At 51.6% G+C, this 15396-nt stretch carries 13 protein-coding genes; 12 read left to right on the plus strand and 1 reads right to left on the minus strand.

Translation table 11 applies throughout. From position 1 onward, the window contains the following. Window positions 1-1575, minus strand: a complete 1575-nt coding sequence (gene leuA, locus SFA31_RS07020) for a 2-isopropylmalate synthase (RefSeq protein WP_322837335.1) — start codon at window positions 1573-1575, stop codon at window positions 1-3. 747 nt (window positions 1576-2322) lie between these two features. On the opposite strand from leuA, the gene leuO reads away from it, so the two are divergent. The 12 genes from leuO (at window position 2323) to mraY (ending at window position 15395) form a co-directional block, all read left to right on the plus strand. Continuing rightward, window positions 2323-3267, plus strand: a complete 945-nt coding sequence (gene leuO, locus SFA31_RS07025; protein WP_322839321.1) for a transcriptional regulator LeuO — start codon at window positions 2323-2325, stop codon at window positions 3265-3267. Window positions 3268-3656: 389 nt separating this feature from the next. Beyond that, window positions 3657-5384 carry an acetolactate synthase 3 large subunit gene (gene ilvI, locus SFA31_RS07030; protein WP_322837336.1) on the plus strand — a complete coding sequence of 576 codons (1728 nt, stop codon included), beginning with the start codon at window positions 3657-3659 and terminating at the stop codon, window positions 5382-5384. 2 nt (window positions 5385-5386) lie between these two features. Next, on the plus strand, window positions 5387-5878 hold the full coding sequence (gene ilvN, locus SFA31_RS07035; protein WP_322837337.1) for an acetolactate synthase small subunit: 492 nt from the start codon (window positions 5387-5389) through the stop codon (window positions 5876-5878). A gap of 178 nt (window positions 5879-6056) precedes the next feature. After that, window positions 6057-6212, plus strand: a complete 156-nt coding sequence (locus SFA31_RS07040; RefSeq protein ID WP_322837338.1) for a hypothetical protein — start codon at window positions 6057-6059, stop codon at window positions 6210-6212. A gap of 128 nt (window positions 6213-6340) precedes the next feature. Next, on the plus strand, window positions 6341-7345 hold the full coding sequence (gene cra / locus SFA31_RS07045) for a catabolite repressor/activator (RefSeq protein ID WP_322837339.1): 1005 nt from the start codon (window positions 6341-6343) through the stop codon (window positions 7343-7345). A 574-nt stretch (window positions 7346-7919) separates the two neighbouring features. Continuing rightward, on the plus strand, window positions 7920-8378 hold the full coding sequence (gene mraZ / locus SFA31_RS07050) for a division/cell wall cluster transcriptional repressor MraZ (RefSeq protein WP_322837340.1): 459 nt from the start codon (window positions 7920-7922) through the stop codon (window positions 8376-8378). A gap of 2 nt (window positions 8379-8380) precedes the next feature. Next, window positions 8381-9322, plus strand: a complete 942-nt coding sequence (gene rsmH, locus SFA31_RS07055; RefSeq protein WP_322839322.1) for a 16S rRNA (cytosine(1402)-N(4))-methyltransferase RsmH — start codon at window positions 8381-8383, stop codon at window positions 9320-9322. Then, on the plus strand, window positions 9319-9684 hold the full coding sequence (gene ftsL, locus SFA31_RS07060; RefSeq protein ID WP_322837341.1) for a cell division protein FtsL: 366 nt from the start codon (window positions 9319-9321) through the stop codon (window positions 9682-9684). Before rsmH ends, ftsL begins: the two co-directional genes overlap by 4 nt. 39 nt (window positions 9685-9723) lie before the next feature. Further along, window positions 9724-11490 carry a peptidoglycan glycosyltransferase FtsI gene (locus tag SFA31_RS07065; RefSeq protein ID WP_322837342.1) on the plus strand — a complete coding sequence of 589 codons (1767 nt, stop codon included), beginning with the start codon at window positions 9724-9726 and terminating at the stop codon, window positions 11488-11490. Continuing rightward, the gene (gene murE, locus SFA31_RS07070; RefSeq protein ID WP_322837343.1) at window positions 11477-12964 is read left to right on the plus strand and encodes a UDP-N-acetylmuramoyl-L-alanyl-D-glutamate--2,6-diaminopimelate ligase; all 1488 of its coding nucleotides are present in this window, start codon (window positions 11477-11479) and stop codon (window positions 12962-12964) included. The genes SFA31_RS07065 and murE overlap by 14 nt, the downstream gene beginning before the upstream one ends. Further along, window positions 12961-14319, plus strand: coding sequence for a UDP-N-acetylmuramoyl-tripeptide--D-alanyl-D-alanine ligase (gene murF / locus SFA31_RS07075; RefSeq protein ID WP_322837344.1), 1359 nt, complete (start codon window positions 12961-12963; stop codon window positions 14317-14319). Before murE ends, murF begins: the two co-directional genes overlap by 4 nt. Next, window positions 14313-15395: a phospho-N-acetylmuramoyl-pentapeptide-transferase gene (mraY, locus tag SFA31_RS07080; RefSeq protein ID WP_322837345.1), complete on the plus strand. Its 1083-nt coding sequence runs from the start codon at window positions 14313-14315 to the stop codon at window positions 15393-15395. Before murF ends, mraY begins: the two co-directional genes overlap by 7 nt. Window position 15396: the final 1 nt, after the last annotated feature.

Here is a 15396-nt window from a genome sequence, read left to right on the forward strand (position 1 = left end):
TCACACGGTTTCCTGGTTAGCTTCTTTGATTTGTTTGTGCTGTAACGCCTTTTCGACCTCGGCGGCGCGCCAGATATTATTCAGTACGTGAATCATTGCTTTTGCCGACGACTCGACGATATCTGTGGCCAGCCCTACGCCGTGAAAGCGCCTTCCGTTATAGTTGGCGACAATGTTGACCTGGCCCAGCGCATTTCTGCCGTGGCCTTTGGCGCCTAACTGGTAGTTGACTAGCTCAATGTTGTAATCGGTAATGCGATTGATTGCCTGATAAACGGCATCCACCGGGCCGTTCCCCGTCGCTGCTTCTGAAATAACGGCGTTGCCGCACGCCAGTTTTACCGAGGCCGTCGGCAGCGCGCTGGTGCCGGATTGCACGCTGAAGTATTCCAGCCGATAGTGTTCCGGTTCTTCCTGCTGTTTGTTGATGAATGCCAGTGCTTCCAGGTCATAGTCAAAAACCTGGCCTTTCTTATCCGCCAGTTTCAGGAAAGCGTCGTATAGCTGATCCAGGTCGTAATCGGCTTCCTGATAGCCCATTTCTTCCATGCGATGTTTGACCGCGGCGCGCCCTGAGCGGGAGGTCAGGTTCAGTTGTATTTGATTCAGGCCGATTGCGTCCGGCGTCATGATTTCGTAGTTTTCGCGATTTTTCAGGACGCCGTCCTGATGAATACCCGATGAGTGCGCAAAGGCGTTACTGCCAACGATGGCCTTATTGGCGGAGATAGGCATACTGCACACTTGGCTTACCGTCTGGCTGGTGCGCCAGATTTCCTGATGATGAATATTGGTATACAGCCCGCCCATAGCGGCGCCGCGTACTTTAATGGCCATGATTGCCTCTTCCAGCGCGCAATTACCGGCCCGCTCACCGAGGCCGTTCAGGGTCCCCTCGATTTGACGGGCGCCAGCCTGAACGGCGGTGATGGCGTTTCCTGTTGCCATACCTAAATCGTCGTGGGTGTGTATAGAAATGATGGCGCTATCGATATTCGGCACGCGTTCAAACAGGGAAGTAATAATGCCGCCGTATTCAACCGGGGTGGTATATCCCACGGTATCGGGGATATTGACCGTGGTGGCACCTGCTCGAATAGCAGCTTCTACGACACGGGCTAAATCCTCCGGTGGCGTGCGACCGGCGTCTTCGCAGGAGAATTCGACGTCATCGGTGTAGTTACGTGCGCGTTTGACCATATACACCGCGCGCTCGATGACTTCATCCAGCGTGCTGCGCAGTTTAGTCGCGATGTGCATTGGTGAAGTCGCAATGAAGGTATGAATACGGAAAGCGTCAGCGGCGCGCAGAGCCTCGGCGGCGGCATCAATATCTTTTTCGACGCAGCGCGCCAGCCCGCAGACGCGGCTGTGTTTTATATTTCTGGCTATTGTTTGAACGGATTCGAAATCGCCGGGGGAGGAAACTGGAAAGCCGACTTCCATGACATCGATACCCATACGCTCCAGCGCCAGGGCGATTTGCAGTTTTTCTTTTACGCTCAGGCTTGCCTGTAAAGCCTGTTCTCCATCGCGCAATGTGGTATCGAAAATAATAACTTGCTGCTGGCTCATGGTTAAATCCTTATGGATGTCGAAGGCGCCGCGCTGCGAGCATAAAAAAACCCGCGCAGCGGCGCGGGTTTCTGGTCTGGGGAGCTTGTTCTATCGTCCGGCTCCGTCCAGCCTGCTGCCGCGCACAGTGAAGGCGATTAGTAGTAGGCTGAGTAGGAGAGACATTAAGAACATGAAACAGACCTTACATGAATTTTTACGATGTATTAAGTGGTACTGGATATGCGCTGCGCTGTCAAATACTACGTGGAATTTTATCTGTGTGGGCGTCATATCCGGAGCAATATTATTTTAGAATAATATTCTGAAGATTAAGATTAATTCAGCTTTAGGTTTTGCATTATCATAAATAAATGAAGTTGCTATGGGTTTGTGAGGGTATCTCGTTGTTTTTTAATGCCCTTTAATGGTTTTGCTTCTTAATAAAGATAAAAATGAGGGGTGAATTAATATTATTTTAATTTAACTTGTACTTTCCGACTATTTGAATGCTTTTTTAAGAATATTTGAAGTGTTATTTATTACATGAATGAATTGTGCCGAGCTCAAATTTATGGTGTGATCTCCGGGGTAATCTTATTGGGTTATCACTTGTATAAACTGGGTGGTGGAAATCTATTTCCCCTGTTTGTTTTGATAGTCGTTATTATATTGGGTGTTCAGCGAATCTGCATATTGCCAGTATCGACTTAGTACAGGGAATTATTTGCGCTGGCGTCAGCGGAAAAGGAGTTTATGGAAACACATATGTCTGAAGAGCAGGTGAGTTATTCAAACACCAGCGAAAATGTTATGCCGCATTTGCGGATGGTTGATTTGAATTTACTGACCGTATTTGACGCCGTAATGCAATTACAAAATATTACTCGCGCGGCGCAGATGTTGGGCATGTCTCAGCCTGCGGTGAGTAACGCAGTGGCGCGCCTGAAGGTTATGTTTGGCGATGAACTATTTGTGCGTCGCGGGCGTGGGATCCAGCCGACTTCCAGAGCATGGAGTTTGTTTGGCTCGGTTCGACAGGCGCTTAAGTTGATTCAGGATGAATTGCCTGGGGCATTATTCGATCCTCAAAGCAGCGATAGAGCGTTTAATTTGTGCGTAAGTAGCCCACTGGATAATCTTTTAACCTCAATAATTTTTAACCAGATTCAAAAAGCTGCACCGCACGTTAATTTATTTTTTACTTCATCGCTGGAACAGGATATTGATGACTCTGTTCATTGCCAGAAATTAGGTTTTGTAATTGGCTATGATGAGTTCTTTCGTCATGACTTTACCAATATTCCACTATTTAGCGATGAAATGGTATTAGTGTGTAATAACCATCATCCAAGAATAAATAATCTAAAACGAGAGCGTGATATTTATCGAGAGCAGCACGCTGTGGTCGCTCTTGACCGTTTTGCTTCTTTTAGTATGCCGTGGTATGACACATCGGAAAAACGCGCGGCGGTGGCCTGCCAAAGTATGGCATTGACCAGTGCGCTAAATGTGGTATCGCAAACGGATTTAGTCGCTATCGTACCACGCTGGCTGGCGGATAATTTTTCTGAAAGCCTGGGAATTAAAGCATTGCCGCTGCCCTTAAGAGTCAATCAGCGCACGGCTTATCTGGCATGGTCAGAAACGCTGGAGCGCGATAAGGGATATCAGTGGATGAAGGATACGTTGGTCAGTATTTGCCAGCGTTAATGGTACGCAATCATTAAGTGCTACCTGTGCCTTCTTTTACACTGATTTATTAAATTGTTTTAGATTTTTATACTATTTCAAACCGGGCGTTTATCTGCATTTAATTCATCAGCCATAAATTGAATTTCATCCTGTTTTTTGACGATTAAATAAAATTTATGGACTGAGGTTTTTTTATGTTTGGTACTTTGCTCGGAATTTGCCTCAATAACTCCCTAATATCCCTTCTGTTTCTGGCTGTTATCGCTTTTTCCATGCGTTGCCTGCCACATTTTCAACGGTTATGTTAAGAATCTGTATCGCCTTAAAAAGGCGGGGGAGTCCGTCTTTGCGTTACGCGAACATATTTAACGCGTCTTAAGCCAAAATAGTGAGCCTGGAGGCAAGTAATGGAGATGTTGTCAGGAGCAGAGATGGTCGTGCGTTCGCTTATCGACCAGGGCGTTAGGCAAGTGTTTGGTTATCCCGGTGGCGCGGTGCTGGATATTTATGATGCGCTGCATACCGTCGGCGGTATCGATCACGTGCTGGTGCGCCACGAGCAGGCCGCGGTTCATATGGCTGATGGGCTGGCGCGGGCGACGGGCCGGGTTGGGGTCGTGTTGGTGACTTCTGGCCCAGGAGCAACGAATGCCATTACCGGGATTGCCACCGCCTATATGGACTCTGTACCGCTGGTGGTGCTTTCCGGGCAGGTAGCAACCTCACTGATTGGTTATGACGCCTTTCAGGAGTGCGATATGGTCGGGATTTCGCGCCCGGTGGTGAAGCACAGCTTTCTGGTAAAGCAGGCTGAGGATATTCCTACGATGCTGAAAAAAGCATTTTGGCTGGCCGCCAGCGGGCGCCCCGGCCCGGTAGTGGTGGATTTACCGAAAGATATTTTGAACCCGGCGCATAAATTGCCCTATCTGTGGCCGGATGCGGTTAGTATGCGTTCATATAACCCAACCACCCAGGGCCACAAAGGCCAGATTAAGCGCGCATTAAGTACATTAATTGCGGCGAAAAGACCGGTCATTTATACCGGCGGCGGTGCGATTAGCGCTGGCTGTCACCGGGAGTTACAAACGCTGGCGGAGCGGTTTAATCTTCCTGTGACCACATCGCTCATGGGGCTGGGCGTATTTCCGGGCAGCCATCGCCAGGCGCTGGGCATGCTCGGTATGCATGGTACCTATGAGGCGAATATGGCGATGCATCATGCGGACGTTATTTTTGCCGTCGGCGTACGATTTGACGATCGAACCACAAATAACCTGGCGAAGTATTGCCCGGATGCCACGGTATTACATATTGATATTGATCCAGCCTCCATATCGAAAACGGTAGCGGCGGATATTCCTATCGTAGGGGATGCGCGGCAGGTTTTAGCACAAATGCTGGAAATGTCTCACCAGGAGGCGCTGCCTGCGCAGCCGCTGGATGATATTCGCGACTGGTGGCAGCGCATTGAGCAGTGGCGAGCACGGCGCTGTCTCAATTACCGTGATGATGGCGAAACCATAAAACCCCAGGCGGTAATTCAGACGCTATATCGTCTGACGAAAGGGGATGCCTGGGTTACTTCTGATGTCGGGCAGCATCAAATGTTTGCTGCGCTGCATTACACATTTGATAAGCCGCGACGCTGGATTAATTCAGGAGGCCTCGGCACGATGGGATTCGGTTTACCTGCCGCGCTGGGCGTGAAACTTGCGCTACCGGATGAAACCGTTGTTTGTGTGACCGGCGACGGCAGTATCCAGATGAATATACAGGAGCTGTCTACTGCGCTGCAGTATCGTCTGCCGGTTCTGGTTTTAAATCTAAATAATCGCTATTTGGGCATGGTAAAGCAGTGGCAGGACATCCTTTACTCCGGGCGTCATTCTCAATCTTATATGGCTTCTTTGCCTGATTTTGTCCGTCTGGCAGAGGCGTATGGGCACGTGGGTATTTTAATTGAGCGTCCCGACCAACTGGATGACCGCATGAGTCAGGCTCTGGCGCAGGTGCGCGAAGGGCGCCTGGTTTTCGTCGATGTGATGGTGGATGGCGGAGAACACGTTTACCCGATGCAAATTCGCGGAGGTGGAATGGATGAAATGTGGTTAAGTAAAACGGAGAGGACCTGATTATGCGCCGGATATTGTCTGTATTACTGGAAAACGAATCGGGGGCGCTGTCGCGCGTTATCGGGCTGTTCTCTCAGCGTGGCTATAACATTGAAAGTTTAACGGTAGCGCCGACGGATGATCCAACGCTGTCACGTATGACTATTCAGACCGTCGGTGATGAAAAAGTGCTCGAACAAATTGAAAAGCAGCTTCACAAGCTGGTGGATGTACTGCGTGTTAGCGAACTGGGGCAGGGCGCGCACGTGGAGCGTGAAATTATGCTAGTTAAACTTCAGGCAAGCGGTTATGGGCGTGAAGAAGTTAAACGCAATACCGAAATTTTCCGTGGGCAGATTATTGATGTCACGCCCGCGTTTTATACCGTTCAACTTGCGGGAACCAGCGATAAGCTTGATGCCTTCCTGGCTACGGTCAGAGATACAGCAAAGATTGTTGAGGTTGCCCGTTCAGGCGTGGTCGGGCTGGCGCGCGGAGAAAAGATAATGCGTTAGCGTCGGTTTGACGGCGTTCACAGACGTTCATTGTGAAGTACGGTAATCTTCTGCGCGGTGAGAAAACCTCATTTTTCCCTCACATCATCACTTGCCAAAAATAACTCTCTGCGCTGCGGGCTGGTGACCAGCCTGGGCGCAACCTGGATTTTGAAAGGTTAGTCTGAGGCAGTAAGCAATGGCTCAGATAAGTGATTTAGTGCGCTTTTTTAAAGGGAAACGGCAGGCGAGCGGTGACGCTTTGCTTGGCTATACCCGCGTGGCGGGAGAAATAAGCGAGCCGAACGCGCTAACGCCCGATAGAATTTTTGAAATCGGGAATAATCTACTTTGAAGAGCGCCGCTCCGGTTATTATTCTGCATCGATATGCATATTGATATACCCTTAATGAGCGTCTGGTTATTGCAAGGTAGCCGGTCATCGCCTGAGCTATCATTAAACCGATTTATGAAGAGGTAAGTGTGAAACTGGATGAAATCGCGCGCCTGGCCGGTGTTTCTCGCACCACGGCGAGTTATGTCATTAATGGCAAGGCAAAACAGTATCGCGTTAGCGATAAAACCGTCGAGAAAGTAATGGCGGTGGTGCGTGAACATAATTATCACCCAAATGCCGTCGCCGCCGGGCTGCGGGCAGGCCGCACTCGCTCAATAGGCCTTGTTATTCCGGATTTAGAAAATACCAGCTATACACGGATTGCGAATTATCTGGAGCGTCAGGCGCGTCAGCGCGGTTACCAGTTGCTTATCGCTTGTTCAGAGGATCAGCCGGATAATGAAATGCGCTGTGTGGAGCATCTTTTACAGCGCCAGGTCGATGCGATCATTGTATCTACTTCCCTTCCTCCGGAGCACCCTTTTTATCAGCGCTGGGCCGGTGGAACTTTCCCTATTATTGCTCTGGATCGCGCGCTCGATCGCGAACATTTTATTAGCGTCGTGGGCGCAGATCGGGAAGATGCTGAAGCGCTGGCGCAAGAGTTGCGTAAGTTTCCCGGGGAAAACGTGCTGTATTTAGGGGCATTACCGGAACTTTCCGTCAGCTTTTTACGTGAGCAAGGCTTCCGGGATGCCTGGAAAGAAGACGCTCGCACAGTGCAATTTTTATATGCTGACAGCTATGAGCGCGAGGCGGCAGGCGCGGTTTTTGAACGCTGGTTGCAGGATAACCCTATGCCACAGGCGTTATTTACCACCTCGTTTGCACTGCTTCAGGGGGTGATGGACGTCGCTTTACGTAAAGAGGGGCAGCTTCCCTCTAATTTAGCGATTGCCACATTCGGCGATAACGAACTTTTGGATTTTCTCCAGTGCCCGGTTTTGGCGGTAGCACAGCGTCACCGGGACGTGGCTGAGCGGGTTCTTGAACTGGTGCTGGCAAGCCTGGATGAGCCTAAAAAACCGAAACCGGGTATGACGCGTATTCGCAGGAATCTTTCCCGTCGGGGGAATTTAAGCCGTCGATAAATATTCAGGGCGGCGTCGTGCCGCCTTTTGAAATAAGATAAATCTGTCTTTGTGGATTAAAAACAAACAATGTTGTTTTAAAAAATAACCAGCGGTTGTGTAAAGTTCTACTGCATTTTCATTCATTTTGGTAATGAAATATTTTATTTTTCCTGCATCACTTTGACGAATATGGAATATTGAAGTGCGTTAAAGCCATCGTATTCTATTCATCACACTAATTTTCTAATCCCTGGCACCTGCGCCAGCAATTCCGCTGTCCCTGCGGGGGGAATTGCCCTAAAATGCCGGTCGCGTCGCAAACCTGAGGTATTATATTTTTTTATTTTTTGTTAATGCTCTCAGCGACTCTCATACCATCACTTTTAATTTTTCTGCAAATATTCAGAACGTTAATTTTAAATGAACTCCCTGATGGAAAAATCCTGGTCTGTTTAACCTCCTTTGATGCATTTTTTTACTTGAGAACGTGCCGGGGTTTTCTTGACAAGGTTTTCCTCCGCTCCGTAAACTCTTTTATGTGGGAATTTGTGGGGTAAAGTGGAGAAAAGGATTATGAGAGGGTGAGGCTGGCATGTTCCGTGGGGCTACATTAGTCAATCTCGATGGCAAAGGGCGCCTTGCGGTGCCGACCCGGTATCGGGAAAAGCTCGTCGAAGCCGCGTCCGGTCAAATGGTCTGTACCATTGATATTCATCATCCATGCCTGCTGCTTTACCCGCTCCCGGAGTGGGAAATTATTGAACATAAGCTGTCTCGTCTTTCAAGCATGAATCCCGCGGAGCGGCGCGTGCAGCGGCTGTTGCTTGGTCACGCCAGTGAATGTCAGATGGATAGCGCCGGGCGACTACTGCTGGCGCCAGTACTAAGGCAGCATGCGGGTTTAACAAAAGAAGTAATGCTGGTTGGCCAGTTCAATAAGTTTGAACTGTGGGATGAAACGACCTGGCACCAACAGGTTACGGAAGATATTGATGCAGAGCAACGCTCTGCCGATGCGCTATCAGAGCGCCTGCAGGATTTATCACTTTAATGATGATGGAATGTTTGAAACATACAACGGTACTGCTTGATGAAGCCGTCAACGGGCTAAATATCCGCAAAGAGGGTATCTATATCGACGGTACTTTCGGGCGAGGCGGTCATTCTCGTCTTATTCTCTCCCGGCTGGGAGAGAAAGGACGCCTGATCGCTATCGATCGCGATCCACAGGCCATTGCTGCGGCAGAGGCTATTGAAGACCCCCGATTTTCCATTATTCATGGCCCTTTTTCTGCGCTCGGCGACTATATGCATGAACGTCAGTTAACGGGAAAGATAGACGGCATTTTGCTGGATCTTGGCGTTTCCTCCCCCCAGCTTGACGATCCTGAGCGCGGTTTTTCATTTATGCGCGATGGCCCGCTAGATATGCGTATGGACCCCGGTCGTGGTCAGTCTGCGGCCCAGTGGCTACAAACCGCAGACGAAAGCGATATTGCATGGGTATTAAAAACGTTTGGTGAAGAACGTTTCGCCAAACGTATCGCTCGCGCGATCGTTGAGCGTAATCGCGAAGCGCCCATGACGCGCACCCGCGAGCTGGCAGCGGTTGTGGCTGCGGCGACCCCGATTAAAGACAAATTCAAACACCCTGCAACCCGCACTTTTCAGGCGGTTCGTATTTGGGTGAACAGTGAGCTTGATGAAATTGAGATGGCGCTGAAAAGCGCGCTAGACGTGCTGGCTCCGGGCGGAAGGTTATCGGTAATCAGCTTTCACTCGCTGGAAGATAGACTGGTAAAACGCTTCATGCGTGAGTCCAGCCGCGGCCCACAGGTTCCGGCCGGACTGCCGATGACAGAGGTCCAGCTACGGGAAATGGGAGGCCGGCAGTTAAAAAGCCTTGGCAAATTAAAGCCCGGTGAAGCAGAGATTAACGAAAACCCGCGGGCGCGCAGCTCAGTACTGCGAATTGCTGAAAGGACTGATGCATGATTGGTAAGCTGGCGGCGCATCTTGGAAAACTGACCGGTTCTATTGGCAGTAACGAACGCCATGCGCTGCCGGGGGTAATTGGCAGCGATCTGCTGCGCTACGGCAAAGTACCCTGCTTTCTCTTTATCGCCATTGTCATTACCGCAATTTTTGTTATTACTACCGCCCATCATACGCGCTTGCTTACGGCGCAGCGGGAACAAATGGTGCTGGAGCGCGATGCGCTGGATATTGAATGGCGCAATCTTATTCTCGAAGAAAACTGGCTTGGGGCGCATAGCCGCATTGAGCGTACTGCAACCGAGAAATTGCATATGCAGCACGTCGATCCTTCGCAGGACAATATAGTCGTACAGAAATAATCCTAAAAGAAATTAGCCAGTTAAGGAATATTGTAAATAATGAAAGCAGCGGCGAAATCGCTAAAAACTAAACGTCAGGACGGGCATGCTAATTTTATTGGCTGGCGTTTTGCGCTGCTGTGCGGCTGTATTCTTCTGGCTTTGGGGCTTTTGTTAGGGCGTGCGGCCTGGCTGCAAATCATCAATCCGGATATGCTGGTGCGCCAGGGAGATATGCGTTCGCTGCGCGTGCAGGAAGTTGCCACATCGCGCGGTATGATAACCGATCGCGCCGGGCGTCCTTTAGCGGTCTCCGTGCCCGTTAGCGCGATTTGGGCAGATCCTAAAGAACTCACGGCCGCTGGCGGCGTAACGCTGGATAATCGCTGGAAAGCTCTGTCCGACGCTTTAAACCTGCCGCTGGATCAACTTGCGGCGCGGGTGAGCGCCAATCCGCGCGGGCGGTTTATTTATCTGGCCCGCCAGGTTGACCCCGATATTGGCGAATATATTAAGAAACTTAAATTGCCTGGCATCCATCTGCGTAAAGAATCGCGCCGATTTTATCCCTCAGGCGAGGTGACGTCACATCTTATTGGTTTCACAAATGTGGATAGCCAGGGGATTGAAGGGGTTGAGAAAAGTTTTGATAAATGGCTGACCGGGCGCCCCGGCGAGCGCATTGTCCGAAAAGACCGCTATGGGCGTGTTATTGAAGATATCTCGTCAACCGACAGTCAGGCGGCGCATAATTTGACGCTAAGTATTGATGAGCGGCTTCAGGCCCAGGTCTATCGTGAGCTGAGCAACGCCGTTGCTTTTAACAAAGCAGAATCGGGGAGTGCCGTGCTGGTAGATGTCAATACCGGCGAGGTGTTGGCAATGGCGAATAGTCCATCTTACAACCCAAATAAGCTGGCGAGTACGCCAAAAGAAGCGATGCGTAACCGCACGATTACTGATGTTTTTGAGCCCGGCTCCACCGTAAAACCTATGGTGGTGATGACCGCGCTACAGCGTAATGTGGTGCGCGAAAATAGTGTGTTGAATACAGTGCCGTACCGGATTAACGGCCATGAAATTAAAGATGTCGCACGCTATAGCGAATTGACCCTGACCGGGGTTCTACAGAAGTCGAGTAACGTCGGTGTTTCCAGACTGGCGTTAGCGATGCCCTCCTCAGCGTTGGTAGAGACTTACTCACGTTTTGGACTGGGAAAATCGACCAATTTGGGGTTGGTCGGAGAACGCAGTGGCTTATTTCCAACAAAACAACGGTGGTCTGACATAGAGAGGGCCACCTTCTCTTTTGGCTATGGGCTAATGGTAACGCCGTTACAATTAGCGCGAGTCTACGCGACAATCGGCAGTTATGGCATTTATCGTCCGCTCTCAATTACGAAAGTTGATCCGCCCGTTCCCGGCGAACGTATTTTCCCTGAGTCGATTGTGCGCACCGTGGTGCACATGATGGAAAGCGTGGCATTGCCAGGCGGCGGCGGCGTGAAGGCGGCAATTAAAGGTTATCGCATCGCAATAAAAACCGGTACGGCAAAAAAAGTAGGGCCGGACGGGCACTACATCAATAAATACATTGCTTATACCGCAGGCGTTGCTCCAGCCAGTAACCCGCGTTTTGCGCTGGTGGTGGTGATAAACGATCCACAGGCAGGTAAGTATTACGGCGGTGCCGTCTCTGCGCCGGTGTTTGGCGCAATCATGGGTGGCGTTCTACGCACGATGAACGTAGAGCCTGACGCGCTGACGGCGGCAAATAAAAATGAATTTGTGATTAATCAAGGTGAGAAAACAGGTGGCAGATCGTAATTTGCGCGACCTTCTCGCTCCGTGGGTACCTGGCGTACCGGAGCGGACATTGCGGGAGATGACGCTGGATAGCCGGGCTGCGGCTGCTGGCGATCTCTTCGTCGCGCTAAAAGGGCACCAGGCGGATGGACGGCGGTTTATCCCGCAGGCCATCGCGCAAGGCGTTTCCGCCATAGTGGCAGAGGCGCAGGATGAAGCCCGCGACGGTGAAATCCGTGAGATGCACGGTGTTCCGGTGATTTATCTGGAGCAGCTACACGAACGGCTTTCCGCACTGGCGGGCCGATTTTATCAGCAGCCTTCGGAGCGTTTACGTCTGGTTGCTGTAACCGGCACGAATGGAAAAACCACCACCAGCCAGTTGCTGGCGCAGTGGGCGCAGTTACTTGGCGAAACCAGCGCGGTAATGGGCACTGTAGGAAACGGGCTGCTGGGGCACGTTGTTCCAACGGAAAATACCACCGGCTCCGCGGTGGACGTCCAGCAAATGCTGGCCGGGCTGGCCGCAAAAGGCGCCAGTTTTGCCGCAATGGAAGTTTCCTCTCACGGCCTGGTGCAGCATCGGGTCGCGGCGCTGCGTTTCTCCGCCTCTGTATTTACTAATCTTAGTCGCGACCATCTCGATTACCACGGCGACATGGCCCACTATGAGTCTGCAAAATGGTTGCTCTTTTCCGAGCATCAGTACGGGCAGGCAATCATTAATGCGGATGATGAAGTCGGACGCCGGTGGCTTGAGAAACTGCCCGATGCGGTGGCCGTTACGATGGAAAACTACAGTCATACGGATAGCCACGGTCGCTGGCTAAAAGCCACGGCGGTGCATTATCACGACAGCGGCGCGACGATTCATTTCGCATCAAGTTGGGGAGAGGGCACTATTGAAAGCGGTCTGATGGGCGCGTTCAATGTGAGCAATCTCCTGTTAGCACTGGCGACGCTGCTGGCGCTGGGCTATCCCCTGAATGATTTACTCGCTGTGGCGCCGCGCTTGCAGCCGGTTTGCGGACGGATGGAAGTTTTTAGCGTGCCGGGCAAACCTACCGTTGTCGTTGACTACGCTCATACCCCGGATGCTTTGCAAAAAGCGCTTGATGCCGCGCGATTACACTGTACGGGGCGTTTATGGTGCGTATTTGGGTGCGGCGGCGATCGCGATAAAGGTAAACGTCCGTTAATGGGCGCAATCGCTGAAGAGTGTGCGGATGTTGTTGTTGTTACCGATGATAACCCGCGTACTGAAGACCCGCGCGCCATAGTTAACGATATTCTCGCTGGCATGATGGATACTGGCATGGCGTATGTGGTTGCAGGCCGGGCGGAGGCTGTCACCAACGCCGTGATGCAGGCTGATGCTGATGATGTGGTTCTGATAGCCGGAAAAGGGCACGAAGATTATCAGATTGTCGGTACGCGGCGCCTGGATTACTCCGATCGCGTAACGGTCGCGCGTCTGTTAGGGAGGCTCGCATGATCCGCATTTCATATGCGCAATTGGCCGAAATCGTAAACGGTGAACATATTGGCGCTGCGGGGGAGTTTGACGCAGTAACAACGGATTCCCGGCACCTAACGCCGGGCTGCCTGTTCGTGGCGTTAAAGGGCGAGCGGTTTGATGCGCACGATTTTGCTGAACAGGCAAAAGCCGGCGGCGCTGGCGCGCTATTAGTCAGCAGGCGTCTGGACTGCGCGCTGCCGCAAATTGTAGTGCATGATACGCGCCTGGCATTCGGTGAGCTGGCGGCGTGGGTGCGTCGACAAATGCCTGCCCGCATCGTCGCTTTAACGGGCTCCTCAGGAAAAACCTCTGTTAAAGAGATGGCCGCAGCCATCTTAAACCAGTGCGGTAATACGCTGTATACCGCCGGTAACCTCAATAATGATATTGGCGTACCGATGACGCTGCTGCGACTTACGCCATCGCATCAGTATGCGGTGATTGAACTGGGGGCGAATCATCAGGGCGAAATCGCCTGGACCGTGGGGCTAACGCGCCCGGAGGCGGCTCTGGTCAATAACCTGGCAGCCGCTCACTTAGAGGGGTTTGGCTCTTTGGCGGGCGTGGCGAAAGCGAAGGGCGAAATTTTCAGCGGTTTGTCGCAAAACGGTACCGCTATCCTGAATGCGGATAATAATGACTGGCTGAACTGGCAGAGCATTATTGGCGATCGTCGGGTCTGGCGTTTTTCTGCTAACGATAATGTGAGCGACTTTACGGCGACGAATATTCATGTGACCAACCGTGGTACACAATTCACGCTGTGCACGCCGCGGGGAGAGGTTAATGTTTTACTGCCACTGCCCGGGCGACACAATATTGCGAATGCGCTTGCCGCCGCTGCATTAGCCACGGCCGTCGATGCGCCATTAACCGCAATTCAGGCGGGGCTTGCAGGTCTACAGGCGGTTCCCGGGCGACTATTCCCTATTCCATTATCAGAAAACCAACTGCTGCTGGATGATTCCTACAACGCAAATGTCGGCTCTATGACTGCGGCGGTTCAGGTGCTGTCTGAAATGCCGGGCTATCGCGTTCTGGTTGTCGGAGACATGGCGGAACTGGGAGCAGAGAGTGCGTCTTGCCATACGCAGGTCGGCGAGGCGGCGCGAGCCGCAGGGCTGGATTGCGTACTAAGCGTGGGGGCGTTAAGCCGGCATATTAGCGAGGCCAGCGGTGCGGGTGAGCATTACACCGATAAGCCTGAGCTTGTTGCTCGATTAAAAACACTACTTCAAGAACATCCAATAATGACCATTTTAGTAAAAGGTTCACGTAGCGCCGCCATGGAGCAGGTTGTGCAAGCATTACAGGAGAAGGGGACATGCTAGTCTGGCTGGCCGAGCATCTGGTCAAATACTATTCCGGCTTTAACGTCTTTTCATATTTGACGTTTCGCGCCATTGTCAGCCTGCTGACGGCCCTGTTTATCTCTTTGTGGATGGGGCCACGCTTGATTGCTCGCCTGCAGGAGCTTTCTTTCGGGCAGGTGGTGCGTAACGACGGGCCGGAATCGCATTTTAGTAAACGGGGAACGCCTACGATGGGTGGGCTGATGATCCTGACCTCAATTGTTATCTCCGTTTTAATGTGGGCCTATCCATCGAATCCCTATGTCTGGTGCGTGCTATTCGTGCTGGTGGGCTACGGCATCGTTGGGTTTGTCGACGATTATCGCAAAGTGGTGCGTAAAGATACCAAAGGGTTAATTGCACGCTGGAAATACTTCTGGATGTCGGTGATTGCGCTGGCCGTTGCCTTCATGCTGTATATCACCGGGAAGGACACGCCGGCTACGGAACTGGTGGTGCCGTTCTTTAAAGACGTGATGCCTCAGCTCGGTATTTTTTACATTTTACTGGCCTATTTTGTCATTGTTGGCACCGGTAACGCCGTGAACTTGACCGATGGCCTGGACGGCCTGGCGATTATGCCGACGGTTTTAGTGGCATCCGGTTTCGCGCTGGTAGCTTGGGCTACCGGCAATATGAATTTCGCCAGCTATCTGCATATCCCTTATTTACGACATGCCGGTGAGCTAGTGATTGTGTGTACCGCGATAGTGGGCGCCGGGCTGGGGTTTTTATGGTTTAACACCTATCCTGCGCAGGTGTTTATGGGCGATGTTGGTTCGCTGGCTCTGGGCGGTGCTTTAGGCATTATCGCAGTGCTGCTGCGTCAAGAGTTTTTGCTGGTGATTATGGGGGGCGTATTCGTTGTCGAAACCCTCTCGGTGATTCTCCAGGTTGGGTCGTTTAAGCTGCGCGGGCAGCGCATCTTCCGCATGGCACCCATTCATCACCACTATGAACTCAAAGGTTGGCCTGAGCCGCGCGTCATTGTGCGCTTCTGGATTATTTCGCTGATGCTGGTCCTGATCGGGCTGGCCACGCTGAAGGTACGTTAAT

It is taken from the genome of Erwinia sp. HR93 (genome assembly GCF_034555055.1).
GTDB lineage: Bacteria > Pseudomonadota > Gammaproteobacteria > Enterobacterales > Enterobacteriaceae > Apirhabdus > Apirhabdus apintestini.

Bases quoted from the DNA above. Each gene is read 5' to 3' on its own strand.
- leuA (WP_322837335.1), bottom strand. From the start codon at position 1,575: ATGAGCCAGCAGCAAGTTATTATTTTCGATACCACATTGCGCGATGGA.
- leuO (WP_322839321.1), top strand. From the start codon at position 2,323: ATGTCTGAAGAGCAGGTGAGTTATTCAAACACCAGCGAAAATGTTATG.
- ilvI (WP_322837336.1), top strand. From the start codon at position 3,657: ATGGAGATGTTGTCAGGAGCAGAGATGGTCGTGCGTTCGCTTATCGAC.
- ilvN (WP_322837337.1), top strand. From the start codon at position 5,387: ATGCGCCGGATATTGTCTGTATTACTGGAAAACGAATCGGGGGCGCTG.
- SFA31_RS07040 (WP_322837338.1), top strand. From the start codon at position 6,057: ATGGCTCAGATAAGTGATTTAGTGCGCTTTTTTAAAGGGAAACGGCAG.
- mraZ (WP_322837340.1), top strand. From the start codon at position 7,920: ATGTTCCGTGGGGCTACATTAGTCAATCTCGATGGCAAAGGGCGCCTT.
- rsmH (WP_322839322.1), top strand. From the start codon at position 8,381: ATGATGGAATGTTTGAAACATACAACGGTACTGCTTGATGAAGCCGTC.
- ftsL (WP_322837341.1), top strand. From the start codon at position 9,319: ATGATTGGTAAGCTGGCGGCGCATCTTGGAAAACTGACCGGTTCTATT.
- SFA31_RS07065 (WP_322837342.1), top strand. From the start codon at position 9,724: ATGAAAGCAGCGGCGAAATCGCTAAAAACTAAACGTCAGGACGGGCAT.
- murF (WP_322837344.1), top strand. From the start codon at position 12,961: ATGATCCGCATTTCATATGCGCAATTGGCCGAAATCGTAAACGGTGAA.
- mraY (WP_322837345.1), top strand. From the start codon at position 14,313: ATGCTAGTCTGGCTGGCCGAGCATCTGGTCAAATACTATTCCGGCTTT.